The following is a 26778-nucleotide window of genomic DNA, read 5'->3' as shown; positions in this document are numbered from 1 at the left end:
TCTAAAAAAAGACTCTAGTCATGCCATAAATTGAAATAAGGAACTTCATGTGTTAGGATTAGCTTAGTAAAGTATTAAGGAGCATAGTTAAATTGAAAGTTATAGATATTGATTTAAAAGATAGATCTGAAGATTTAGTAGAAAAGTTATTGGTGATTTGGGAAAGTTCTGTAAAAGAAACACACCTCTTCCTTTCAGATAATGAAATAAATGATATTAAAAAGTATGTGCCTCAAGCACTAAAGGAAATCCCTCGTTTAATTCTCTTAAAAAATGATAAAGATATGCCAGTTGGTTTTATGGGTATTGTTGATCATCATCTAGAGATGCTTTTTATTGCATCTGGTGAAAGAGGTAAAGGCTTTGGCAAGAAACTCCTCGAATATGGAATCACTGAATACTCCATTAATGATCTTGCTGTGAATGAACAAAATCCACGCGCAAGAGGGTTTTATGAATATATGGGCTTTGAAGTCTATAAGAGAACAGAGTTCGATGAGCAAGGAAATCCCTATCCACTGTTATACATGAAGCGAGATTAGTCTAAAAAAGCTAATGAATTGAGTTATTCACTAGCTTTTTTATTTTGATATTCATCGAAAGTGATAGATCTTTTTCTATGCTAAATTTCTAAAGAAAAGAGACGATGTGAAATAAATTTTTCTAGCTCTACTACGACGAAAACTGTTAATCCAGCTAAGGATGCATAAAGAAGATTATGAAACCCGATGTTTGTCGTACCTAAAGCACTACTAATTGTTGGGATATAGACAATAGCAAGTTGCAGCACCAATAAAATAAACAATGATAGCCACAACACACGATTTTTAAACATGTTTTGGTCGATAGAGAACTTAGATATACTTCGACAATTTATCATGTAAAACACTTGTCCGAAAACGAGGGTCATTAAAAGAGTAGTTTGGGCTACAGGTGTTGCTGCTCCCATAGATATAACAATATTATTGACTAAAAAGCCTAAAGCAGCTAAGAGTATAGAAACATAGAACATTCTAAAGATAGCATAACGGCTTAATATATTTTCGTGTGGATCTCGAGGGGGTCTATCCATGACATTAGGTGCTTCTTTTTCAAAACCTAATGCAAAAGAAAGTGTAATTGTTGTGACCATATTTAACCACAAGATTTGGATTGACGTCAATGGTAATGGGCGATCAATTAATATAGATACAACAACTAACAAACCTTGAGCAAATGCTGTTGGTAAAGAAAAATAAATTGTATTTTTTAAATTATCATAGACACGTCTTCCTTCGCGTACTGCATCTGAAATAGTAGCAAAATTATCATCTGCCAAAACCATATCTGCAGCATCTTTTGTAACTTGTGTTCCTTTTTGCCCCATTGCGATACCAATGTCTGCTTTTTTAAGAGCTGGAGCATCATTCACACCATCTCCTGTCATTCCAACAATTTTGCCATGCGCTTTTATAGCACTCACTAATCGCAATTTATGTTCTGGCGTAGTTCTCGCAAAAACATCATTTTTAAGTACAACTTCGGATAGCTCTTGGTCTGTCATCGTTTCGATGTCTTTACCAGTAATGGCTCTGTCCGTATTTTTCAGACCAATTTCTTTCGCTATTGCGACAGCTGTATCTTTATGGTCTCCGGTAATCATCTTAACGGAAATACCAGCACGGTGGCTCTTTTTAATTGCTTCTATTGCAGATGGTTTTGGTGGGTCAATGATACCATACATTCCAACAAGAACCATATTCTCTTTCAAATCTTCATGTGTAATTGTTTTTTGATTCGAAGAAACTTCTTTCATAGCCGTAGCGAGTATACGTTGGCCTTTTTTGGCTTGATTCGATATCATTTTATCCCATAGTTCGGGGTCAATTTTTTCTGTTGTGTTATCGCCAAATTGATAATCTACCATTCCAAGTAAAACATCTGGTGCTCCTTTTAAGTAAATAAAGCGTTGATTATCTACATCAACTAGAGTCGCCATATATTTGTATGAGGAATCAAACGGAATTTTATACAGCACCTTTTCATCTTGGGTAGTTTCCATATGAGAAGCCCACTCTAGTAAGGCTGCTTCAGTCGGATTACCAATCACAGTCCTTTGCCCATTATGGTAATCGATTTTTGTATCATTACAATAAATAGCAGTTTCAACCAACTTCTTGAGTTGGTAATCTTCATTAAAGATATTAAGGTCATCTTTCCATTGTTCAGTTTGATTTTTTTCAAATATCTTTTTCTTAGTCAAGACTGTCAAAACTGACATTTCATTTTTAGTCAGGGTACCAGTTTTATCGGAACAGATAATTTCCATACTTCCCAATGTCTCAACTGCTGGCATTTTTTTAATGATGGCTTTCTTTGCAGACATGCGCGTGACACCCAGAGATAAAATAATTGAAAGGACTGCTGGCAATCCTTCAGGAACTGAGGACACTGCCAGTGAAATAATCCAGGAAGTTGCTTCTTCAAACGTGAAATCCCGGTGAAAGAAACTGAAAGCAACTAATGAAACGATGAGTATCAAAAGAATAAAAAATATTTGTTTATTCAAATATTTCATCTTTTTAATCAAAGGCGTTTCTGTCACACCAACCTCTTTCAGGTGGACACTAATTTTCCCTATCTCTGTGTTGTCACCTGTTTCAACAACAACCGCTTTACCACTTCCGCTGTTCACTAAAGAACCTGAATAGCCCATATTGACACGGTCTGCTAAGTCTACTTCCGTTGATATGGAATCAGCATTTTTCTGTACAGGGGTTGATTCCCCTGTTAGCATCGCTTCATCTACAACTAAATTATACGCTTCTAAAATTCTTACGTCAGCAGGAATAATATCTCCTGAGTTTAGTAAAACAATGTCACCTTTTACTAAAGAATCGGTCGAAACAACTTTTTTCTCACCGCTAATGACGATTGTCGCCTCTGTTCCCATTAAACTCGTTAGGCCGTCTAAGGAGTTGCTTGCTTTTGACTCTTGGATATAACCAATCAATGCATTTATAACCACAACGATTAAAATGATAAACATATCGATATAGTCTTGACTAACTCCTTTAAGTAGTGCAGCTACGAGCAATACATAAATCAATAAATCATTGAAGTGTTTGAAAAACTTTTTTAATTTTCCCTCAGTTTTTTCTCCAGATAATAAGTTAAAACCATTTTCTGATAATCTTTTTTTGCGCTCCTCTTCTGCTAATCCAACATCCTCTTCTACTTGGAGCTTCTTTAATATATCTACTTTTGATAATTGAAACCAGTTCATTATAATTCCCCCATAATTCTTTTAGTTTTTATTAAAATACTTATCTTTTTTAAGAGTACCTATTACTAGTTTATCATGCAAACTATTTAAAACATAATAAAATAATATTCTCTGTATTATTTTATTAAAAAACCTATCATTTTGACTTTTATTTTTAGTCTTAAATTTTTTATCTCTTATGCAAAAATTCCTCAAACTTGCATCAGATATATCTTTCTGTTATTATTAGAATGAGCGTTCTACTATTTATAGAAAGGAGAATATTTTGCCTAGAGCCAAAGAGTTTGACTACGATGTGATTTTAGATAGAGCAACAGATATTTTCTTGGAAAAAGGCTATGAACATACTTCTGTTCAAGATTTAGTTGACCATCTAGGTATCCATCGAAGAAGTATTTATGATACTTACGGTGATAAACGCCAACTTTATCTCAAAATCTTAAACAAGTATGATCAAGATATGAGTCAAAATTATGTTTTGATTACTGCTAAAAGTATGAGTATTCGAGAAAAGTTTGAAGCAATTTTTAATGACTCAGCATTTCCAAAAGAAGAATGTCGTAAAGGTTGTCTTTTTGTAAATTCGGCAATTGAGCTCGCCTTACGTGATGGTGATATTGCTGATCAAGTTCAACATTTTTTCGAAAAGACAAAAAGTTTTTTTGTGCTTTTGCTAAATCAAGCGAAGGAAAAAGGTGAATTAGCTGCTGATACTGATACACGTATTTTAGCAAGCTATTTAAACAATGCTTTAATTGGCATTCGGGTACTTGTACGCTCAGCGACGAGCCGGACAGAGCTTGAAAATATTATTAAAACAACACTATCAATTCTATAAAATATAAAAATATTCTGAGTGATTCGGAGTATTAATATTTTTAGTTTTATGAGAACAAGCGTTCTAAAAAAGGAGACAAAAATGAATCAAGAACAATTAAGAAATATGATATTAAAGGCACACACTAATCGTTTTGCAACAAAAAAATTCGATAGAAGTAAAAAAATTGCTGTGCAAGATTGGGCAACAATCCTTGAGGCTGCGCGTCTATCTCCAAGTTCATTTGGCTATGAACCTTGGAAATTTCTCGTCATCGAGAACAAAGAAATACGGGAAGACCTGAAAAGCCGGGCTTGGGGAGCAGTAAATAGCCTAGATGGAGCAGATAAATTTATTATCGCTCTAGCTAAGAAAGGGGTTTCTTATGACAGTAGCCATGTCAAACATATTGTTGAAGATGTTTTAGAGCTCCCTTATTCTGAAAACTCACCCCAAAGCCAATTTTTCAAAAAATTTCAGGCAGAAGATTTTAAACTATCTGATGACAAGGCAAAATATGATTGGGCGGTAAAACAAACATATATCCCATTAGCAAATATGATGACTACTGCTTCTTTTCTAGGCATTGATAGTTGTCCTATCGAAGGTTTTAATATCGATGCTGTTGAAAATTATTTATCTGAAAAAGGACTAATTGATTTAGAAGAATTTGGTGTCGCATATATGGCAGGTTTTGGTTATCGAGCAACGGAAATTCCTAATAAAAAGCGTCAAAGTTTGAGTGAGATTGTAGAAACTGTAGAATAATCTTTATATATTACATACGATAAAAAAGAAGGGAGCCTTCTTTTTTATTTTATCCATTATATAAAAGTAAGATGTTAGAATTTCTTCTAACATCTTACTTAAAACACTTTCATTAATATTTCTTTTTCTTATAGCTTTCCTCCTTTACGATTTGATTATATCTTAACCCTCATTTTACAAGTTCAATTGTCCATTCCAATTTTCCAGAATAGTTTTTCCCCACTTTCTGCTTTTCGTCGGGAACTTTAAGATAAAATTGTTTTGAGGGATGAGATCGAGGTAAAACAGTAATTGGATTGCTCGTACCAAAATCTTGCTTAAAGATTTCAATACTGTTGCTCGAGGTCAAAGTTTTTGCTGTTTCTTCATTTTCTCCAAAGCTTAAGCAATCCGTAAAAGTAACTCCGACTCCTTTTACAAGAGGTAAAAGGGTTATGGGGTTTATCTCTTGAATTGGGCTCAATTCTTCTACTGTTAAGGTCCAAGGCGTTAAAATAGCTCTCTCATCAGTAACGATTACATCATCACTAAGCTGACCAGTATAAACAGGATTACCTCCATTCACAAAATGATCACCAAATGAAAGAGTATCTGGTACTGTTAGTAGTAATTTACCTGAATAAGATAACTTAAAAATATAATTATTGACCACTTTATCACCATCATCATTTTTATAATCGCTAGATTCTCCTAGTAAATAGGGCGTCTTGTTAATGAGAGTTGGTAATTGACCAATAATAGCATTATTATTTCCTTCAATCACATTCAAATCTAACTCATCTTTGTTTGGTCCCAGTACTTGAGAAATTTCCCATTTTTCATATCCATTTTCATCTGTAATCATGGCCTGAAGGGCAGATACTGCTGTATCAATATCATTTTTGCTGATAATACTTCCCGTTACTCCTTGCGAGAGAGTAATATTTTTAGGTTGCGGAACTTCATCAGGTGCATCCACCTTGCTCACATCAAAATAAATCATAGATGTTCGAGGTAACGCTTTTAAATAAACCGCAAAATTATTTGCAATTATATTTGGGGCAATAATAAAGTACGGGTGATGATTATTTGCAGCTTCTAAAGCTGTTGTTCCAGCTGCCACAGTTTCCGTCGTTACTTGCCCTTTCATATTTATCATTGTAAGTAATGTACCTTCAACTGAATAACTTGTTCCATCTGGACCTATTACATAATCAATGGTATAGCCTGCTGGAATATTAGGTTTTTCGATAGTCAATAAACCATTTGTAACTCCAGATATCTTTTGAGCCGCTGGTAACGGAGCTGCTTTTCCAGGTATAACTGGATTGTCACTTGGAATACCTCCTTCGTCTACACCCGGTGTTCCAGGTGAATACACAAATCCAACTATACTTGTTTGAACGTCTGGTGTAATAATATACACAAACTGACTGTCCTCACCGGTAATAGTTTCTTGACTATAGTCCCAAGACATCCAATCTGATTCAGGATGGATTCCTGTTGCAACTGGCACTAATGTATTTCCTGGTTTCAAAATTGAAGTGACGCTGTAACCAAGTATATCTATAGGATTTATAATCGGAGAAGCTATTGGACTTCCGGTTGTTCCTTGTTGATCTTCTGCTGCAGAAATCTGAGGGAGCTCTGGTGCCATGGGTCCAGGAGTTGTAGGTGTAGTACTAGGTAACCCCGTATTATCATCTACACCAGGTGTACCTTTCCCATATTGATAACTAAAACTTGCTCGATGCGTGTTAGCTTCTAAAACAACATTGAATTCATTATCATTCATGTACAATAAAAGATTGGCTAAACGGGCTAATTCGATTGAAGAGTATACTTTTTTGTCAGGTCCAATAACTTTTGCAATTTTGTAACCCTTAGGTATTTCTAAGGCAGGTTCTGGCACTGCATCTTCCAGATAGCCTTCAATTGACAAAGCTTTTGGGAGAGCAGCAGCTTTTCCAGGTGTTGTAGGAGTATTTGAAGGTTGTGCGAATACCGTTCCTGAAATATCTGTCAAAGCCTCACTAGTTCCCGGTGTTCCTTGACTATACCACGAAATAAACTTTGCTGATTGTAAGGTTGGAGTATAATAAATATTAAATGTATTATTTGTTGGCGTCTCTAATCCTTCAGGCGTTGTAATGATTTCATCATTATTAAGTACTGTCAGATCCGAAGTAGAGTTATTGTTGCTTGTATCGATGCTATTTCCCGTTGATATTCCTTTAAATGTGAATCCTTCGCTCGTTAAATCTGGTGCGAGGTACTCATAAAAGTCTCGATTGCTATCCGGACTAGCTGATGGAGAATGAAGTGAAACAGTATCACCAACATTTGCGTGAATGACCGCTTGTTCTTTTGTCAAGATTTTTTTGCCTGTAACAGCATTAATATAGTTAACTTTAACATCTTGAGTTGCTTTACTACCAGTTAAGTATGAACTTTGTGCATTAAAGCTAAGGTCAGAATAATTCCCCCCAGTTGCACCAGCCACTCCTATACTCAACATTTGAGAAAGTTGAAGCGAAGAATCAGTTGGATTTCCATAGAGGACAGATGTAGTTGAGCCATTCACATCACCATTTGCATCCACTCCACTTCCGTAAGTTAGTTTTAAATAACCAGAAACCTTGCCTGATGAAGTCACCATCCCTCCATCTGTAGGAATCCACTCAAGTTGTACATAGTCAATTCCTGTACTTTTAGTTGAGCCACTTCCTTTATTAAAAATACCATATTGAGCTGAAACTGCTGATAGAGTATCGGGTTTTAAAAGTGATAAGCCATCGGCACTCGTTTGCCTTATTGTAATCTGACTTGAGCCATTAACTCGACCAAGTAATGGTCCCTCAGTGACTTGTCCCACAGAGCTATCGTAGGTCGGAATGCCAAAATTATAATAAAAGTCCCTTCCTGCAAAGATGGCATTAGGAATACCTAAAATTCCCAATCCTCCTCCTGACTGTCCTTTCGTTATTTCATTAGCATTGACATCTGTCAAGATAAAACCCAAGCTATCACCAGCTGCATATGTATAAGCATTATTAATATTCACACCAAATGATGCAGTTAATTTAACAGGTTTACTAAAGTCCAGAGCATATTTAAAAACACCATAACCAACTTTATCTTTTCCTTGGTTATTTAGCATTAAGGTATAACCATTTGCATCCCACCAAGGACTGCTTGTACCTAAAATGCCCCAATTTGTTGTTTCTTTTAATTCTGTAGGAGAGAAATCATGATTCCCTGTATCAATTTTATCTCCAGGATTAACGATTATATTGTTGGTCTCAGCTTTTACAAGAGTTAAAGGGAACAATAATAAAAGTGGAAATAATGCCCTTAATATTAAGTGCTTTAATAGTTTTTTTGCTATCTTTCCCATTATTGCCTCCTATGAATTGGATGAAATTATCTAGCTGCTTCAAGAGTATATTCTAAAGTTGTTGAAAAGCTCCCAACTTTAGCTGAAGGAATAGTTAAAGAAATTGGCCCACTGGTATTATCATTTGTACCATAATCTGCTTGTGTACCAAATACAACGGCATATCCTCCGACAGTACCATCTCCACTCATAATCGGGGTTGCTGAAGTTGCATCAGGATCAAGAATTCCTAAAGAGGAATTGAATGTTGGTACATATATTCCCGTGCTCGACGTATTCATAGCTACTCCACTACTAAATTTTAAGGATGCTCCTTCAAGTGATGTATTGGATGTATTTTTGAATTGTCCTTTTTGTTGAACTGATAGTGTCCATCCAGTAGTTTCTCCTCGCTGATCATGCGTGACAACACTTAGCGCATTATTTGTTGTTTTGTCTAATGTTGCATAATATGTTCTTTCACCTGATTCAACCATATGACTACCAAAATCAAGATTTGAAGCATAATCTATAGCAAAAGCAGAGTCAATACCAGTACCTGGATTAGGAACGTCAGGATTTGTAATTTCTGGCGCTGTAGTATTTGGAGTAAATGAAACGGATGCATCTGTAGTGTAGTGAGTGTCATCAACTGATAGAGCGGAAGCACTAGTCGCTAAACTTAATGCTGTAAGAGTTGTAATTGCTGTTGCGCAAAATAAGGTTGTTTTTTTCATAAAATTTTCCTTTCTCGAAAAATCGTTAAATATTTTAAAATAAGTAAATATAATGATAATAGAACAAAGATAACGCCAAAAATTTTCACTTGTGTTCTTTCTCCCGTAGCTGGTAAGGTAGCTATTTTTTTATCTATTACTACACTTTCTGCGAAAGATTCAGCTTCTGGTTTTTTATTTGCTGATAAGTCTGGATTGTTGGTAAATCCTATAGTTGCTGTCACTACAGAAGAATCTATTGAATAAGTATCTGCTCTAATAGGTTGCGCCATTGTAAATAAAACCAACAGCAATAATAAATATTTTTTCACTTTATTTTCCTTTCTTATCCTGTTTTTTGTTTTGTAAGGAGTATAATAATGACGAGTGTTAACATTACTATGACTAAAGCCGCTGGAACTAGAAGCCATCCTAAATTATTTTTCTCCATGCTTATATCACTTTCGTTTAATTTTTGAGCTGTATATTCACTGATTTCAAATTCTTTTTCGAAAGACCATTTGTGATTGTATAGTATGGGTTGCTGGTTGACAATTTCCTTAAATTTTCCTTTTTCATCTTTTTCTCCATAGACTGTCATTATTAATTTATATTTCCCTGGTTTTAATAAGGTGCTCAGTTCTCCTCCAGATTTTTTTAAATATGCAGGAACAGCAAGCTCAAAATTTGAATTTGGAGCCATTTTCATCTGACTATTATTATAAGAATAAGAAATTGAGGGATCATCTTTTTTAGATATTTTTATTTGAGTACTCATATCCATTAGATAGGTCATAGCTGTATTTGTTAAATTAATATTAATTGAATTTCGTCTATTCTTTTGTGACGCATATACGCCTTCTAAATTTAAGCAAGGAGCTACATAATTACTTGACTGCTGGATTATGAGTCCAATGACGTATCGATATTCATTCTCAATAGTAATGCCTTTTTTCTCAGATTGTCTTGTTGGAGCTGAATTTGCTTCAGTAAAATTAAATCCTCCAGCCATTACACCATCAAAGATTGCATTTGGCATTTTCACTATAGCTGATATAATTTTTTTCGACTTTGGAGAAATTCTGACAACATTGGGTGTAGTTACATAGTCTTTTAGATTATATTTAAGAGAATTATCGGGTTTTACAACATCTGGTTTATAACCAACAGTACCTGTACTTCCAGTAAATGCTGTACCCAAAGATGTCTTTATTTTGATTTCTCTATTAGAGCTATTGTAGATTTCAAAAGATACATCTCTGACTTCTCCTGGTTGCATTAACAAGTCAAAATAACCAGTGTTTTTACTCGTATCACTCTTTGTTATGATTGGATTGACTGAAAAATTGGCCTTATCAGCATAAACTTTATTATTTTGTATAATCACATAGAGACTAAACATGCTAACTAGACAGGCAACCAAAAATTTTATTTTTTTCATTTGTAGTTCAATCCTCCTTCTTTTAATTTTCTAACGTCTTCTTATAAACCCAACCTGAGCTTTGTATAATCTGCCAGTTCTTGCTCACCTGTTTTTTCAAATATTTTTAAAATTGTATTAATCCTCTTCAAGCCTTTTTCTCTATCTATGAATTTATATATATAAAAACCTATAACGAGTTCTCTATGATGTGTGAGAGAGACATCATACTCTAAATGATAAGGTTCACAGGTATCAAAAAAAAGTCTCGCATATTCTTGATAACCCCTTTTTGTAAAAATAAATATTGCTCTATATCCAATTTGCGAGAGACGATGACGGTATTTAAAGCTCCTATATCCAGGTGTATTGACAGAAAATAAATCTAGCATTAATTTTTTTATATCTTTTACAGATAAATCATCCATTGTAAAGTAAAAAAATGAAAGTTCAAAATATCCCCAATACTCAATTTCAGTTAATGTATCCACAATTTCATTTATATCTTCTGTTTCTAAGACACCCAACCGGCCTTTAACTGCTAATGAGAGTAAATAATCACCATGCGTTTTTGCTTGAATATAGAGGCGTTCTAGAACTTCAGTCTTTTGAGCAATGTCTGCTTTTTCAATTTCAAATAAAAACTCATCATAATAATCCATTGTGAAATCGTTTATAAGTTGCTCAAACTCTTCAAGTGTAATACCCATTTCTTGAAGCGCTCGAGTAGCTCTGTCAAGCCCAATCATCGTTTCTCCTCTTTCAAACTTGGCAAGCGCTGATTTAGAGATACCCACATTCTCAAAATAAGAGAGAGGATATCTTCTTTGATTTCTTATTTTTTTAAATATTCTCCCATATTTTTTGTAAATCATTTCCCATCCCCTTTATTTCATGATAACAGAAATATATAAAGGAATTTTTTTTGTGTCTTTTATGACACGAAGAGCACAAACGAAAAAGATAGTGACTTAAACACTATCTTTCTATTTAATATATTTATCATATCTGTGCTGATAATATTCTGCTATCTTATGACTATTAAGCTTGTTAAAAATCCAGATTGCTTCATTCATAAGTTCTTCTCCTTTTGATTGATTTTCAAAAGTATAAATATAATAGCCTTCAATAATATTTCTAATATTTGTCAAAAGCAAGCTATGTTCATATTTTTCTAGTCTTGTATTTCCTAAAATTATATGTGCTAATTCTTGATTTTTGGTATAACACATGCGGGCTACAGCTCTATAAGAAACTTGTAGAAACCTTTCACGATAACCTTGTATATCAAGAAAGGTATGCCCGTGTAGAAGAAAGGGATGAAGTAATTTCAATATTTCCCGCGTTTTCAAACAATCCATTGTAAAATAAAAAATAGATAATTCAAAATAACCCCACGATTCTGTTTCAAATAAGTGATTGATAATAAGTTCTTCTTCTTCTTCCGTCAGTCCCATAAATAATGCTTTGGCTGATAAAGAGGTCAAAGTGTAACCTCTTATCTTAGTATCTTGATAGATTTCCTCCAATTTTGTACTATCTTGTGTAAAATCAGCCACTTCTATTTCTTTTAATTTTTCTTCAATATAACTAAGTGAAAAATCATTAATAAAATGCTCAAACTCTGTTAAAGTAAAATCCATTTCTTGTAAGGCATTTACTACTCTATCAAATTTCATCATAGTTTCTCCACGTTCAAATTTAGCTAAAGAAGATTTAGAAATACCAATTTTTTCAAAATGAGAAAGAGGTAATGATCTTTTTTCTCTCAGTTCTTTAAAAATTTTTCCGTATCTATTGTTTATTTTACGATTCATATAATATTTCACCACTCTTTATCATTGTTTTTCTAATTGTAACATATTAAAAAGACTAGTTAATACTAGTCTTTTTACAGATTTCTATTTTCTATTCTTTCTAAATTTTCTTGCCCAGAAGATTGCCAATACCATTAAAATTAATCCAAGCCCAGTGACAATAGCAGCTGTCTTGTTAAACTCTCCTGCTTTTGGTAAGACTTTTTTCTGTGGTTCCACCTTTTCAATCAAGTTCTTGTTTCCATCATCTTTAGAAGATGATTTTTTTTCTTCAAGATAGATATTTTTAAACTGTGGTTTTTGTTTGTAACTTATAGATGCAACAAGTTTTCCTTTTTGGTCTACTACTTCAACATGAATCTTATAGGATTTAGTATCGTAGGTAATTTGAGGATCTACTCCAGCCTTTTCACGAATCGTGTAATCGTAGCTTCCTGTTTTTGTATAAGCTAGCTTATCAAATCGAATCTGTCCTAAAGCATCATTTTTGGCCGTTTGAATAACTTGATTTGAAGCATTGACTAATTCAAACGTGAATTCCTGATCTATCAGTTTCTTTCCGACAAGTTCTTTGGTTGCTTGCAAATGAATTTCTGTACCAAGTGGTTGATAACTGTTTTTAAACTGTATCGCTGCATCTCCTGTAGCTGTAGCAACAAGGTTCCCTGCTTCTTCCTTGATGCTAACAGTAACTTTATGATTGACTGCATCATAGTCAATGGTCTTATCCAAACCACCTTTCTCTCTCACTGTATAATCATAATCTCCCGTGCTTGTGTAAGTGATTGGTGAAAATTCTATTTTACCTGAAGCATCATTGTGTACGGTTTGAATAACTTTTCCTGCACTGTCTAGCAACTCGAAAGCAAACTCTCCCGCTAAAAGAGAACGTCCGCTCAATAGTTTTTCAGCTTGGATTTGGTAACGAGTACTTTTTACTGTATCCGGCTTAACAGCAAGCTTTGGTGTGCCAATAGTATCGTAACGTTTTTGATTATGAGGGTCTGTATAATAGAGCTTTGCGCCTGTATCTTCATCGTCAATTCCTCGTTCAGGATCCAAAATATCCATGGCTTTATCGCTTGTATCTGCATTTGTTGGGTAGTAAGTATCCTGTGAAACCTGACGATATTCTTCTTTTAATACCAGCGGAATATTTACAGATGGGTAGCCATCAGGACTATAATCATAAAGATCGCCTAACTCCCAGACAATCGTCTGTTCTTCACCTTTGTCCTCATAGTTTCCTTCAATCGTGACACCTTGAGGCAGAGTGGCGTTTTCTGGGACATAATAATATTGACTCACTTTATCTCTAAGAACAGAATCACGCCCACCTGGGAAGAGCGTAGAATTAAGCAGCAAATCAGTCAAGTACGTTTTTCCTGCACCAACATTATCAGCTGGAACCTCAAAATAATTTTGTGGGTCGTTTGCCATTGTTTTTAAGATAGCACTGTTAGCCATATAATCTACTGTCAGCATTTCTGCACCCATTCCAGCAACTTCATAGGTTGTTCCCTCAATGAGTTTTAGATAATTTTGGTCGATATCGTGACGTTGATATGTCCCTGTTGGTGCACCTTCTACTTCTACAGGTTCATCACTTGTAATAGCTGCGGACATTGCTAGAATTCTACCATCTGTTTGCCCAAAAGATACAATGGGACCGCCACCTGACCAGCCAGCTCGCATTGTTGCAGTACTTTGTGGAACACCATCTGATAAGAAAACGACCATCGCACCTTTTGTTGCCTTAGCTTCATCACTGCGTGATTGAAGGAGGTTATATGCCATACTCAATCCGTATTGATAGTCTGTTTGTGGCGTTGTAAACAGACGAGGAAGCATATCATCAATAGCTGCTCTATTTTCAGCAATATTATCCTTCCAACCTACAGTAGAATTATAGTTGCCACCGATTGAGCCATCTGCTTCAATGGTGGTTCCCGTACTTGGGCCAAAGTAGCCATGTTCATTATTTTTTAAAACAAGATTATCTCTAAAATTTTTCATTCGTTGTGAATTATAATTTAAATGGGTAACCATCGATGAATCTCGAATTGAAAATGGTGCCAGAGCCACTCTGTTTTCAGGATGTTCTTGGAGTAACTTATCGGTCACTTCCGAAATAGCTTCTTTTGATAGCATCCATCGGTCATAGCAACCTTCATCTTCATCGCCATGTACCCAAACACCAGGTTGTGTTTTTCCAGCTACTTTAGCTGCAGCATCCCAATGACTGATACGTACAAATTTTTCACCTTCCTTCTTGAAATGGTAAGGAATATACTTGGCTGTACTTTGAGTAAATTGCTCAAAAAGATGAACCGGTGTAGTCCCAATCACTTCCCATTTATCAACATCCGCGTTATAAACTGTGAGGGTGTTATCACTATTCTCATAAACTTTTGATTTATCTGCGCTTGCTTCGGGTTCCTGTCCTTCATGAAGTGGTTCAAGGTAGAAATGTTCCTGGTTTAAGCAAGAGCTGGAGAATAAAGGATATCCTTCATAACCTGTCGCATTAGCATTATCGGTATAAGTCATGTCCATGCTACCTGAGCGGTCTAAAACAAAAACGACATCCATCGGCCCAGAGAGACTTGAACCGTTCACTTTTAAAAGTAAGTTAGCTTCATAAGCTTCTTGATCTGTCCACCATGCCTCTTTTTCTAAAATTTGAGCTGTGTTGTTATTATTATCTCGTATGGGTGCCACTTTTTGATCTGTTTTCTTATCAACTCTATCCGCACTTACTCGACTCAAGGTATTTTTTAATCGCATCCCGGAGATAATTAATACCGAAAGTACTATCGCCAACACAAGCCCTTTCAATACTTGTCTTAAAGTTTTCATGTTTCTACTCCTTTTTATTTTGAATTAATGAACTTTTTTAGAAAAAATCAAAAATAGATGTCACTTTGTTTGCAACATTTCGTTTCCCTCCTTTTTATTTAGTTTAAAAAAGATTAAACATTAAAGTAAAATGATAATTACTTTAAATTTTTTCTCTTTCTCCTAATTTAATAATACAAAGATAGAGGGATAAGTCCAAATGTTTTTAATATTAGATTGAGTAGACGATTTTTAACTCCATAGAATAAAATAGAGTAAATTAAGCATTTTCTGCCATAAATAATGAGAACATGTCCAAGAAATCGGACAAACAAAAAACGACAATTGAATATTGTCGTTTTTTAATTTATTTTTTATCTATTAAGAGAAACTTCCTTATCTCCATTGGCCCATTCTGTGCTAAGAAATTGAGCATTGTCGATCTTATATTCTGTTTTAGTCGGATGTTTCATAAATTCTTCGATTTTTTTATCTAAAGCCACCCAACCACGATTATTCAAGTGGATAGTGTCCCCAATATAGTACTTTTCGTTGAATTTATTTGTCATGTCATAAATGTGATGGAAACCTTGGCTGTTAAGTTGATATTTAATTTTTGCGCTAAACTCCTGTAACATGTCATAAGAGAGCCCTGTATACTGGTACCATGCTCCATTTACAGGTGGAATAACGAACTGGACATCATTATTATTTTTTGCAAATTGATTTAAAAGCTGTTGAAAATCAAGATATTCCGGACTTCTCAGGTAACTCACTTCCTTCATCACACCTTTACGTTCTTTAAAGACCTTTTGAAGATTTCTTGACCACACATGGTCAACAATTTGAAATTCATTATTTGCTGAATTTGCAGCTCCTCGTTCGTATGCTGCTTGATCCAGTTTTTCGAAATCTTTTGTGTTTGGTAATTGTTTACTGATTCGCTCTATCTTTTCGTATGAATTTTCTTGCCTACCGCTGAGCTTTGATAAGCCCGTAAAAAGAGAATCTTGTTTCGTCCAGAACTGATTTGCAAGTTTAATTGAAATCTGGTTTATACTGTCGATTTTTTTACCATTTGCTAGAGCTTTTAGTGCATGAGTAACAACAATATCCTCAGGAAAATCTTTAAAATTCAAGAGGCGTTGAGCGAGTTTTTGTGTCGCGACATCTTTTGGTGAGGCAGATTGTAACCACGCATATATTTCACCTTTAGAAACAAATTGACTTAACTCAGGTGTACCAATACCTTTACGTGTAAACCATTGTGGACTGATGATAAAAACAATCTTACGGTTATGCAATTGCTTTTCAACAGAATTTAGATAGAAAAAGTGTGTTAAGGATTGGGTTCCGGGTTGACCTGCTAGAAAAGGCGTAAAACCTTTATTATTTTTCATAAAGAAACTACTTGGATGAAAAGGATCAATATGTTCCAGCTCAGAAGAGCCTAAAATTGGCAGATAATGCAGATTAGAGAATGCTTGTGATTTAATCGCATAGCTTACAAAGCCTGTCCGATTCTTAGGATCAGTCGCAAACTCATCAAGTTCATGCTTATTAAACTTAGGGAAAACAGTGAGAGGAGAAAAGATGAGTATCGCTAGCAAAGTAAGGGCCGCAACCAAAGGTGCGAGTTCTTGAAGTACCTTATCTTTCTTCATCCATCTTTTCCTTGATACGATCGGCAATTTTATTTGCTGTATTCCAGTCGTCACGATCCATTTCAGAAGGTGGTAAACTTAAACTAAAGGCATTTTCAAGCTCAACAATAAGCATAATGGCTCTCATAGAGTCAAGAATGCCTTCTTCAAAAAGATCCATATCTAAATCTTCACGAAACTCATCTGTGCCAGCAACTTCTTCAATGATATTTAATACTTCATTTTTCATATTTATTCTTCTTTCTTCTATTATTGTCTAAAAATTAGGTAAAGGACTACCAAGTCCATTGATTGCATGCATTATAGCATAATTAGGGATTCCTGAAAAGATAAGGAAACTGACCATAACGGCATTAAAAGTGATAAATATTGCAGCTCCACGTGTCCACATATTATCAGGAATATTCCATTTGTGCTTCTTCTTCATTCGCTTCCAAGCATCATAACTGATCATCAGGCAGGCATGATAAACACCATATAAGATATAGTACCACGTTAAACCATGCCAGCATCCCATAATAAACATGTTTACTAAGTAACCCACGTTTGAGATGGTCACCATATTTTTGGACCACTTTTTAACCATAATCCACTTTACTAAACGCATAAAAACAAAGTCTCTGAACCAGAATGATAAAGAGATATGCCAGCGTTGCCAAAAGTCGTTAATATTTTTGGCGAGAAAGGGTTTATTGAAGTTAATAGGAATTTTATATCCCATAATCAAAGAAACGCCCATCGCAAAAAGAGAATAACCTGCAAAGTTGAAAAAGAGATAAAAACCGTAAGCGTACATGCTCCCCATCATATTCCACAAATTGGGATGCAATGTTGCTTTTATCGCTAAATCATGCAGAAAATAATGTGAGATCAGATAAGAAATGATGAAATTATATAGGAATCCTTGGAAAATATAGAAAATTCCTTTTCCTAAATACTCTGAATACTTATCTGTCAGTGGCGCTTCTAGCTCTTTTTGGAAACGTCGGAAACGATCAATTGGCCCTGACGAAATGGTGGGAAAGAAATAAAGAAAATAGAGATATTCCTTTAAGGGAACTTCTTTAATCAGGCCATCGCGTAACTCAAGAATTACACTTACAGTTTTAAAGGTCACATAAGATATTCCTAAAAAACCAAGGATAGATTGTGGGTGCATCGGGTCCAATAAGGGTGTCACCTTAACGATTATTAAAGGTAGTAACGATGCAATCACTGCTAAAACGAACACCCAGGTTTTGTTTTGGAGTTTTCGATAGTGCTCGTAAAGCTTGATTAAAGTTGTTTCAAAAATCCCAAAACCCAGAAGGGACCAAAGACTGACTTTACCGCCGAAACTGATCCAGAGAAAGGCAATGGTCAAGATGACTTGATAGCCCATCCATTTTTTTCCGTAGGCGTGTGCCATGACAAGTGGAAGCAGTGCTAACCCTAAAATCACAAAATAAAAAGGTGTTGCATATGGTTCCACTAGTTCTTACCTCCAAGGACTTGTTTGGTTAAGGCCTTTCGGTCAATTTTTCCATTGGGAGTAAGTGGGAAATCATCAAGATAAATGAATTTAGTCGGCATCATATAATCCATAATCGTATTTGAAAGTTGTGCCTTGATTTTTTTATTAAATGCGCGTTCTTCAGCCTTAGTTTCAAAACTTAGAGAAGAATGGATGACTGCTATTAATCCTGTTACTTTATGTGCGGCATTTTCTTGAGGCACCACTAATGCTTTTTCAATCTCAGCAATTTCATATAAATGAGCTTCGATATCCTGCAACTCAATCCTAAAACCATTGAATTTTATTTGAAAGTCGATACGACCATTATAGTTAAGGACCGAATTTTCATCAAAATAGCCTGAATCTCCTGTATGATACGCCTTCTTGCCTTCATACTCAAAGAAGACTTCTGCTGTCTTCTCCGAATTTTCAAAATATCCCTGTGCTACAGAATCCCCAATAATAATAATTTCATCATCAATGATTTGAATTTCAACTCCTGGCTTTGCAGTGCCAATAGGCAAGCGCTTATAGTCATGAAGGATTGTTTTATCAACTTGAATACTTGTAATAGCACCTGTAGCTTCGGTTGGTCCATAAGTGTTCCAAACTTTTGCATGTGGGAACTTTTCGAGCAACTTTGATGCTGTTTTGTGCGTTAATTCCTCGCCACAAAAAATAAATTGCTGTAAATCTGGATGATTTTCTTCAACAAATGATGGATCAAGCAGGCATATTTCGATAAAGGATGGAGTAGAAACCCAGGTATTGATTGTACTTGAATTAAGTCGTTCAAAAAGTTTTTTGAAATTCGTTGTATCCTCTTGACTAAGTGAAATCAAGGTCCCACCTGTTGTCAAGCTAGGATATAAACTGAAAATTGATAGATCAAAGCTATATAGTGCTTGAGACAGAAAGTGATTATTTTCGATTATAGAAAAATCCTTATTCATCCATTTAGTGAAGCTAAGTAAGTTATTATGTGTTACTGCGACACCTTTTGGAAGTCCCGTTGTGCCCGAAGTATAGATAATGTAGTTAATATCCTCTCCGTTCACAGCTTGACGACTGTCAATCTGTGAAAAATCGAAATCGATATTTTCTTGGTATTCAGTATAAGATATTCTTGATGTAAAAAGTTGGGAAAACTTCTCTTCAAGTTCCACTGTATGTATGACTAAAGAGGGGTTTGCGGCTTGTTTAATCAGCTGCGTTCTCTCAAAAGGTGTATGGGCATCTACAGGAATATAGGCCCTCCCTGTAAGCGAAACACCGAGTAGTGTAGCTAATGATAAAAATCCGTTTTTACCAAATACAATAATTGGACGTTGGGAGATGGGCATTGCAGATATTTTTTGAGCTACCTGTGATGCTGCATCAAGCAATTGACGATAAGTATAATCTTGGTCGTGTTCGACTATCGCTAAACGCTCCGGATATTTTGTTGCTCCGGATAAAATTTCGTGAAAAATGTTCATGACATCTCCTTTCTAAAATTCGTTGTAGATAAAGTGTGCGCCTCCTGTTTTACTATAAGAATAAAGATAAAGTAGAATTAAAATAACTACGAAGTAAAACAGTGTCTTTCCCAAAAAGATGAATAATTTTTTATATTTTCTATTCATAATATATGATTGTACTATAATTAAATTGTCTGTAAACTTACATTTTGGTAAGTTAAGTTGAATGGTAGAAAACCTTCTCGATATAGTCTTGTGCTGCAGGCATTTTACAAATCGAACCATGAGAATAGCGTTCTCCTGGGCTATTTGTATAGGTGAATTTTTCCGTTATATTGCCATTTTTTTCAAAGAGGTTATAAACAGAAAAGAGATCCGACCACGGGAGAACGCCATCAAAGTCAGATCCGACAGGCGTATCTAAAGCCATGAGATAGACATGGATGCCCTTATCCATTTTTGAATAATTTTTCTCAAAATAGTTATAATCAGCGCTTTTGTTTTCGGGACCATTTTGATACAGGCTTTCCATGGTCTCGTTGGTTCTTAATTTTTCTTTGCGATTAAATTCACCATCTAAGGCAACAAACTTTTTAGCGGGAGGTAAATTTTTATCTTGCGAGTAATTGATCAAAAACCGCATAGCTCCACCTGCTCCCGAAGAATAGCCTAAAATATTATACCAAGGGACATTATAGTGTGCCGCTAGATATTCTATTGTAGCTTTTATCGCATACTGATAGATTTCGTGATTATTTGTTCCATGATCTGTCCCAACAGCAATAGCTGGATATTTATTACTAGCATCAATTTTTCCAGTAATTCTTAATTTATATTTGTTTCCTGTTTCTGCAATTACAGTGAGGCCTGGTTTTGCGGCATTATTTTTATTGGTTACTGCTTGAACTAAATGACTGATGTTGTTTTTAGGACTGCCACTTGAGCCAGTAACATACAATGTTGGGTAAATGGTAAGCTCTGACTTTAGTTGCTCTTCCGTTTTTTTAATCACGCGCGTACTTGGCTCGCCAGGGCTTGCCTTGGTCTGTTGATAATATAAAGCAACACATAAAACTCCAATTACCGCAGCAATAAAAACAAAAAATGTCACACCTAACATATCGATTCCTTTCTTTCTCTTCTGCGCTCTTTTTTTCATATGTACTCCTTATATTTAAGCAAGCTTCAATCTCTCGAGCTAAGAAATATCAAACTCTTATACTCATTTTTCTTTCTATTTTATCTTTTTTTGCTTAACTGATTCCTTACTTTTTTGTAATAAAAGAACGGCCCTAGAAGACCGTTCTTTATTTAAAAATATTAGCGGATTTGACCATTTCCGTCAATTAGATATTTACTTGAAGTCAAAGCTTCTAGTCCCATTGGCCCGCGTGCATGGAGTTTTTGAGTAGATATCCCAATTTCAGCACCAAGTCCGAAGACAAAGCCGTCTGTAAATCGTGTCGATGCATTTACATAGACTGCTGCTGCATCAATCTCCTCTTGAAATTTTTGAGCATTAAAGTAATCTTTAGTTACGATACTTTCTGAATGGCGACTCGAATATTGATTAATATGTTCAATTGCTTCATCTAAATTGTCAACCGTTTTAACTGACATAATATAGTCTAAGTACTCTGCACCAAAATCTTCTTCTTGAACGGCAATTGCTAAGCTTTCCGCACAAGCTTGGAGAATTTTCAAGGAACGTTCATCTGCTCTAAACTCAACCTCATGTGCTTTTTTCAAAGCTTCCTGCAATTTAGGTAAAAATTCAGCAGCGATTTGTTCATGTACTACGAGACTTTCAGCAGCATTACAAACACTTGGGCGCTGTGTTTTAGCATTGACGACTATTTTTGTAGCCATGTCTAAATCAGCAGTTTCATCAACATAAATGGTACAGTTTCCAACTCCCGTTTCAATAACAGGAACTGTTGCTTTTTCTTTTACACGGTTAATCAATCGAGCAGAACCTCGAGGAATAAGTACGTCTAAAAATTGATCAGCCTGCATCATCTTTTCTGCTTCTGCATGACTGGTATCCGTGAGAAGCTCTACGATACTTGAGTTAATTCCTTGCTTACGTAAGCTTTCTTTAATAATTTCAACTAAGACTGTATTAGAATGTATGGCGTCTGAACCACCGCGTAAGAGAACACTATTTCCTGTTTTAAAACAAAGTGAAAAGGCATCAATTGTCACATTTGGGCGGCTCTCAAAAATCATCCCAACCGTACCGAGTGGCACACGTTTTTGGACAATTTTTAGCCCATCAAGATTTGTGAATCCTTGTAAAACTTGGCCGATAGGATCAGGTAAGTCCGCCACTTGACGTAACCCAAGTGCCATATCCGAAATTCTTTCTGGCGTCAATCGTAAACGATCTACCATAATATCCGAAATGCCATATTCTTTTGCTTTAAGTAAGTCCCTCTCGTTCTCAAAAATAATCCGGCTTGTGTTTTGAATGAGAGTATCTGCTAGGAAAAGCAGAAAGTTGTTTTTTGTTGCAGCAGATAGTTTTGCTGCTTCTTTACTTGCCGCTTTGACTTTTACTCCTAAATCTTCAATCATCTTGCTTCTTCTTTCTCAATTTTTTGGTGAAAATAAGTCCCGATTTCCTGTCCAGCAATAATATCCTTTATTTCACGGATGCGTTCACCATTGGTCAGAACCATCTCCTGCTTGTTCTCAAATAAAATTTCTGCAGCGGCAAGCTTAGAGGTCATTCCGCCTGTACCAAAACGACTTCCGGCTCCTCCCGCCATTTGTCGTAATTCATCCGTTATATCATGGATTTCTTTAAATATTTTAGCATCATCATAAATATTGGGGTTTTTATTATAAAGTCCATCAATATCAGAAAGCATAATGAGTAAGTCAGCATCCACAAGTTTTGAAACAATCGCTCCCAGCTTGTCATTGTCGCCAAATTTTGTTTGGTGATCCATTTCATCGACAGCTATAGCATCATTTTCATTGATAATAGGGATGATTCCCAGAGAGAGCAGCGCATTCAAGGCATTTTCAGCATTATTTGAGCTCAGTGGAAAATCGGTAACATCCCGTGTTAATAAAAGCTGTGACACTTTTTGAGAATAACGACGAAACATTTGCGTGTAAAGACTCATCAACTCTACTTGACCAATACTTGCTAAGGCTTGTTGCTGTGCAATATCTTTTGGACGTTCATTCATCCCAAGAACGTTTAATCCTGCTCCGATAGCTCCTGAAGTTACTAAGATAACTTCATACCCCTTATTATTTATATCGGATAACACAAAAGCCAGTTCATCTATATTTGATAAATTTATCTTCCCATTCGGTAAAATCAACGAGCTTGTACCAATTTTTACTACGATTCGTTGTGCTTTTAGTATATTTTTTCTTGTCATAATGCTTAATTATACCAATATCTGAGCACAAATACACTTATATACCTCAATTATTGCAAAAAATTAGAAAAAACCACACGATCGAGATCCTGTGGTTAAAAGAAATACTTTAATCTTTCCTTTTAAAGATGTAAAAAGCTAAAGCAAGAAAGGCAAGTGTAGCTGATGCTAAGATTATCCCAAACTGTCCTGAGCCTCCTGTATAAGGTAAGACAAAATTTTTAGCTAAAAGGACATTAATCGTTATGTCACTAGTGCCAGAGAAATGCGCAGTCTGTAGCTCCGCAATTGTGGGATAAATCTTGGTATCTCCAGGATACTGATACCCTTCAATAAAGTATCCATTTGGCGCTGTCGCTTTTGGATCTGTAAGTGGCGCGCCTGTTAACACACCTGTTTGGACAATGTCAGCAGGGGCAGCCGGTGGATTAGATATACTTGGATCGTATGTGTAGTGCCAACTTATCTTATTTGCAATAGGTGTATAAGTAATCACGAAATTATTTGCTGCTGCTCCTTCTTTAAAAGTATTGGCTTGAGTCGCAGTTGTTAATGGCGTAGTTGTTTTAATTACTGTAGAGCTCGCAACAGCATTGGAATCCGATGTGTATGTTATTCCATTTGGTGCACGTACAGCCACAGAATAGCCACTAAGAGCCTTATCATTTGGAGGAGCTACAAAGGTCTGGTAATTGTTTCCCGGAGAATTTATGCCCGATGTGTCTCGCGCAATGGTGTCACCGAAGCCACCATTAGAAGTTGCTTGACTTGGAAGATTCCCATAAATCTGTCCGGCATTTCCATTATAACCTGGTGTAATATTGGCCCAACCATAAGTATAGTTTGCAATTTCCGCATTTGCTGTAAGCATAGCCATTACATTGTTATCAAATGCCCCTTGATTATTAATTATTGGTGCTGCACTTAAAGATGAGGTTCCGAAATACATTCCCCCATTTTGCTGAGTTATCGCTGCTGTGAGTGCCAAACTAATCGATACATAATAAGGTGTAGGTGTATTAGCTGCTCCCGTTTCCGGATTTGTCTGATCAATCCAAGATGACCCCTTGTTATTCATCACAGCAGAATAATGATATCCTGTCGGGGCAGCTCCTAATCCACTTATTGCGAGTGGTGCGCCAGTCAAGCCTTTTTGGCTATAAGCATTGGGTGGGAAAGGTGGTACATTTCCAAAATTTGTAAACGCATAGCCATAATTAATATAAAATGTTTGCTCCTCTGCACTCAAAATGACTTGAAAATCATTTGTGGAAGGCATGTAAACATCAGGTGTCGTTGTGTTCGAAGTCGTACCAAATACATTATTAACCGCTGCTAAAGCTGCAGCCAGTGTGCTGTAGATTGTGCCGTTGGGTGCCTTATAACCCGAGATATAATAGCCTTTGGGTGCTGCAGATAATGTTGGCGCTGTTAGAGCTCCTCCAACGGTTCCTTGCTCTGATACACGAGCCGGAAGTTGCCCAAGTAAAGTACCAGCTATCCCGTTTTGTCCAGGAACATTCGCCGCCCATACATAACTAAAATTGGCTTGCGCAGGAGATACTAGGTTAAATTCAAGCTGTGCGGAATTTTGATAGCTGGTAATTTCTGTTGCTGTAGGAATTTTTTGACCAGTAAGCTTGTTTAAGTCTGCTAAATTACTATGAAAGGTTCCAGTTACTCCAAATGCACCACTTGTAGGACTTGCCAGCAGACTAGCAGCTCCGGTACTATTGTAACCGTTAATGGCGTAAGCTGAAGGTGAACTTGCATTTAGCACAAATGGCATTGCACTTGCGTCCGTTCCTAGGATGCTACTTCCAGATGTTTTACTTGTATTAAGCCGAACATGTTTCGCAGAATTTAGCGTAAAACTGTCAGTAGCAGCCAATGTTCCTAAGAAAGCATTTGAAGTATTCCCTGTACTATAGTCAAAACTCGCCCCCTGCCCAATCGTTGTTTTAAAAGCGCCACCAGTAGCATTATAATCAAAGAATCCGGGTGCAGTTATCGTTGTACTAGAATTAACACCATAATTCATTGTAATCGATGACATGCCGGTATTGCTATAAAAATTATTACTACTTGGGCCAGCCATGTTGAGCTTTAGAGTGCCATTATTATTTATCGTAAAAGTGGGTGTATTATCAAGATAAATAAAACCACGTCCAGTTGAACTTCCCGTAAAATCTAAAGTCGCTCCTGCCGCAACATTTATTGAAGCCGCGGATTGAGCCCACAATGGGGCATTTCCACCGGAGCTGTGTTTAATTGTTGTAGTTCCATCAAGGACATTAATCCCTGTACCTTCCATGAATTCCTGCCCCGAATTATAGTTAAAGTAATTGGTTCCAGAGAAATTAACAGAACTTCCAATATTATAAAAAGGTTGTCCACCAGCTCCCCAAGTTGTTATAGTCCCTAAATCTTGGACAACATTTTTGTAAGTTATACTTACTCCCGAGATATTTGTTGCACTAAAGAGACCATAATAGTAGTTGTATACTCCTGTTACCGTACCTACTCCTAAGGGACTTGGTACAGTAGTGCTATTAGTCGTCCCTGTTGATACGATACGTTCATTTTGAAAAGTTATGGTGTTCCCTACAGAAGGTGTAATAACGGCAGCTCCTGTATTGTATAGAGCATGGCCGCCCATATCAAAAACTAAAGTTAAGTTTAAAGGCAATACTGCAGTAACGCCTAAGGTCAAATCGTTTGCTGCTTTTATATAAAGTGTAGAACCGGGAAGTGCTGTGGTAGCTAACGTATTGATATCATTACCTGCTGTGATAAGATTCCAAGTTATACCAGTACCATCCGTTTGTTGAGAAATGGAAGCCTCAGCAGAAAGAGTCCCCAAAGAAGGCATCCAATTCACAACAGGTGACAATGGACTAAGTATAAAGAAGGTGAGAGCATATAAAACCAGTTTAAAATATTTGTGTAATGCTTTGCTTTTCCTTCTATTATCCTTTCTTCTTATTTCCTTATAATATTTGTAGCCCAAACTTAAGTCACCACAATCACTTTTGCTCATTTTCTTCAAATAAATTCACCTCCTTCCCCTAAATTCACTTCGTTTGTGTACTTTTTTCTTTACGATTAAGAACAAAAGCAACAATAATCAAAAGAAATGCCCCACCAAGTGCGATAAACCATGAGATTTTTTCACCCGTATGTGGTAAATCATGTCTGTACTGAATTTGTTTTGGCTTGGGAAAATTTTGTGTAGGTTGCTTTTCAGTCTTAATAAGACTAGATTTGGGATATATATAAATCTCTTCTAGGCTATCTGCTGTTGGGAAATCAAGCAAAACAGGTGCTTGCGGATTAATAAGCCCTGCAGCACTATTGGCTTGCTCAGTTAGGATGTATTTGCCGTCACCTAAACGTGTATTTGCGATACCTTCGTTATTTGTCACGAGTTTTATCGGATTGCCCACTTTTGTGTAGCTTGAGGAGTCCATTACTGCTAAATCATCCTTCTCCGTAATTTGCTGTACTGTATAGCTTATATCAGCTATGGGTTGAAGTTCCTTACCTTCATTATCAATAATGATATTGTTAATTTTTAAGCCGGTATTAAAGCTTTGATCAGTAGAAAATCCATGAGACGCCGATGTGAGTCCATATTTTACAATGATTATATTTTGAGAATGTCTTTCCGCTGCTTGAATTGGCGCATTATTCCATCTCAATAAAATAATTGAAAAAAAGAATATAAGAGCCAATAGTCGTCTTTTTTTCATGTGGATCCTCTCT

The 26778-nt window shown here is 36.0% G+C and carries 21 protein-coding genes; 3 read left to right on the top strand and 18 right to left on the bottom strand.

The window, feature by feature from the left end:
* Positions 1-92: 92 nt before the first annotated feature.
* Entirely contained in the window at positions 93-542 is a 450-nt protein-coding gene (locus tag lgb_RS05240; protein ID WP_019293939.1) for a GNAT family N-acetyltransferase, read from the top strand.
* Between the two features lie 80 nt (positions 543-622).
* Here the strand turns inward: lgb_RS05240 and lgb_RS05235 are convergent, their stop codons facing one another.
* Positions 623-3265, bottom strand: a complete 2643-nt coding sequence (locus tag lgb_RS05235) for an HAD-IC family P-type ATPase (RefSeq protein WP_019293938.1) — start codon at positions 3263-3265, stop codon at positions 623-625.
* Positions 3266-3530: 265 nt separating this feature from the next.
* Here lgb_RS05235 and lgb_RS05230 point away from each other — a divergent pair, with 265 nt between their 5' ends.
* Positions 3531-4103, top strand: coding sequence for a TetR/AcrR family transcriptional regulator (locus lgb_RS05230; RefSeq protein ID WP_019293937.1), 573 nt, complete (start codon positions 3531-3533; stop codon positions 4101-4103).
* Positions 4104-4184: 81 nt separating this feature from the next.
* Positions 4185-4850, top strand: a complete 666-nt coding sequence (locus lgb_RS05225) for an NAD(P)H-dependent oxidoreductase (RefSeq protein ID WP_019293936.1) — start codon at positions 4185-4187, stop codon at positions 4848-4850.
* Positions 4851-5019: 169 nt separating this feature from the next.
* Here the strand turns inward: lgb_RS05225 and lgb_RS05220 are convergent, their stop codons facing one another.
* From lgb_RS05220 to lgb_RS05140, 17 genes are all read right to left on the bottom strand, one after another.
* Positions 5020-8226 carry a lectin-like domain-containing protein gene (locus lgb_RS05220; protein WP_019293935.1) on the bottom strand — a complete coding sequence of 1069 codons (3207 nt, stop codon included), beginning with the start codon at positions 8224-8226 and terminating at the stop codon, positions 5020-5022.
* Between the two features lie 26 nt (positions 8227-8252).
* Positions 8253-8942 (bottom strand): WxL domain-containing protein, encoded by a 690-nt coding sequence (locus tag lgb_RS05215; protein WP_019293934.1) that lies wholly within the window; start codon positions 8940-8942, stop codon positions 8253-8255.
* The gene (locus tag lgb_RS05210) at positions 8939-9253 is read right to left on the bottom strand and encodes a hypothetical protein (RefSeq protein WP_019293933.1); all 315 of its coding nucleotides are present in this window, start codon (positions 9251-9253) and stop codon (positions 8939-8941) included. The genes lgb_RS05215 and lgb_RS05210 overlap by 4 nt, the downstream gene beginning before the upstream one ends.
* Before the next feature lie 14 nt (positions 9254-9267).
* Complete coding sequence (locus tag lgb_RS05205; RefSeq protein WP_046401195.1) at positions 9268-10362, bottom strand: WxLIP family cell surface protein; 1095 nt, start codon at positions 10360-10362, stop codon at positions 9268-9270.
* Between the two features lie 41 nt (positions 10363-10403).
* Positions 10404-11216, bottom strand: a complete 813-nt coding sequence (locus lgb_RS05200) for an Rgg/GadR/MutR family transcriptional regulator (RefSeq protein ID WP_046401196.1) — start codon at positions 11214-11216, stop codon at positions 10404-10406.
* A 111-nt stretch (positions 11217-11327) separates the two neighbouring features.
* Positions 11328-12158: an Rgg/GadR/MutR family transcriptional regulator gene (locus tag lgb_RS05195; protein WP_046401197.1), complete on the bottom strand. Its 831-nt coding sequence runs from the start codon at positions 12156-12158 to the stop codon at positions 11328-11330.
* Positions 12159-12242: 84 nt separating this feature from the next.
* The gene (locus tag lgb_RS05190) at positions 12243-15017 is read right to left on the bottom strand and encodes a Spy0128 family protein (protein ID WP_019293929.1); all 2775 of its coding nucleotides are present in this window, start codon (positions 15015-15017) and stop codon (positions 12243-12245) included.
* A gap of 353 nt (positions 15018-15370) precedes the next feature.
* Complete coding sequence (dltD, locus tag lgb_RS05185; protein ID WP_019293928.1) at positions 15371-16660, bottom strand: D-alanyl-lipoteichoic acid biosynthesis protein DltD; 1290 nt, start codon at positions 16658-16660, stop codon at positions 15371-15373.
* On the bottom strand, positions 16647-16889 hold the full coding sequence (gene dltC, locus lgb_RS05180) for a D-alanine--poly(phosphoribitol) ligase subunit DltC (RefSeq protein ID WP_004257293.1): 243 nt from the start codon (positions 16887-16889) through the stop codon (positions 16647-16649). The genes dltD and dltC overlap by 14 nt, the downstream gene beginning before the upstream one ends.
* A gap of 27 nt (positions 16890-16916) precedes the next feature.
* The gene (dltB, locus tag lgb_RS05175) at positions 16917-18131 is read right to left on the bottom strand and encodes a D-alanyl-lipoteichoic acid biosynthesis protein DltB (protein ID WP_019293927.1); all 1215 of its coding nucleotides are present in this window, start codon (positions 18129-18131) and stop codon (positions 16917-16919) included.
* Positions 18131-19633: a D-alanine--poly(phosphoribitol) ligase subunit DltA gene (gene dltA, locus lgb_RS05170; protein ID WP_019293926.1), complete on the bottom strand. Its 1503-nt coding sequence runs from the start codon at positions 19631-19633 to the stop codon at positions 18131-18133. The genes dltB and dltA overlap by 1 nt, the downstream gene beginning before the upstream one ends.
* Before the next feature lie 12 nt (positions 19634-19645).
* Complete coding sequence (locus lgb_RS05165; RefSeq protein WP_080567254.1) at positions 19646-19780, bottom strand: teichoic acid D-Ala incorporation-associated protein DltX; 135 nt, start codon at positions 19778-19780, stop codon at positions 19646-19648.
* A gap of 52 nt (positions 19781-19832) precedes the next feature.
* Positions 19833-20774 (bottom strand): alpha/beta hydrolase, encoded by a 942-nt coding sequence (locus lgb_RS05160; RefSeq protein ID WP_019293925.1) that lies wholly within the window; start codon positions 20772-20774, stop codon positions 19833-19835.
* A 161-nt stretch (positions 20775-20935) separates the two neighbouring features.
* Positions 20936-22192 (bottom strand): glutamate-5-semialdehyde dehydrogenase, encoded by a 1257-nt coding sequence (locus lgb_RS05155; protein WP_019293924.1) that lies wholly within the window; start codon positions 22190-22192, stop codon positions 20936-20938.
* Positions 22189-23013, bottom strand: coding sequence for a glutamate 5-kinase (proB, locus tag lgb_RS05150; protein WP_019293923.1), 825 nt, complete (start codon positions 23011-23013; stop codon positions 22189-22191). The genes lgb_RS05155 and proB overlap by 4 nt, the downstream gene beginning before the upstream one ends.
* A gap of 109 nt (positions 23014-23122) precedes the next feature.
* Positions 23123-26053 carry a beta strand repeat-containing protein gene (locus lgb_RS05145; RefSeq protein WP_019293922.1) on the bottom strand — a complete coding sequence of 977 codons (2931 nt, stop codon included), beginning with the start codon at positions 26051-26053 and terminating at the stop codon, positions 23123-23125.
* Positions 26054-26087: 34 nt separating this feature from the next.
* Entirely contained in the window at positions 26088-26765 is a 678-nt protein-coding gene (locus lgb_RS05140) for an LPXTG cell wall anchor domain-containing protein (RefSeq protein WP_019293921.1), read from the bottom strand.
* Positions 26766-26778 lie beyond the last annotated feature (13 nt).

Source organism: Lactococcus petauri (assembly GCF_023499275.1).
Taxonomy (GTDB): Bacteria; Bacillota; Bacilli; order Lactobacillales; family Streptococcaceae; genus Lactococcus; species Lactococcus petauri.
This window is presented reverse-complemented; position numbering and strand designations above follow the sequence as displayed.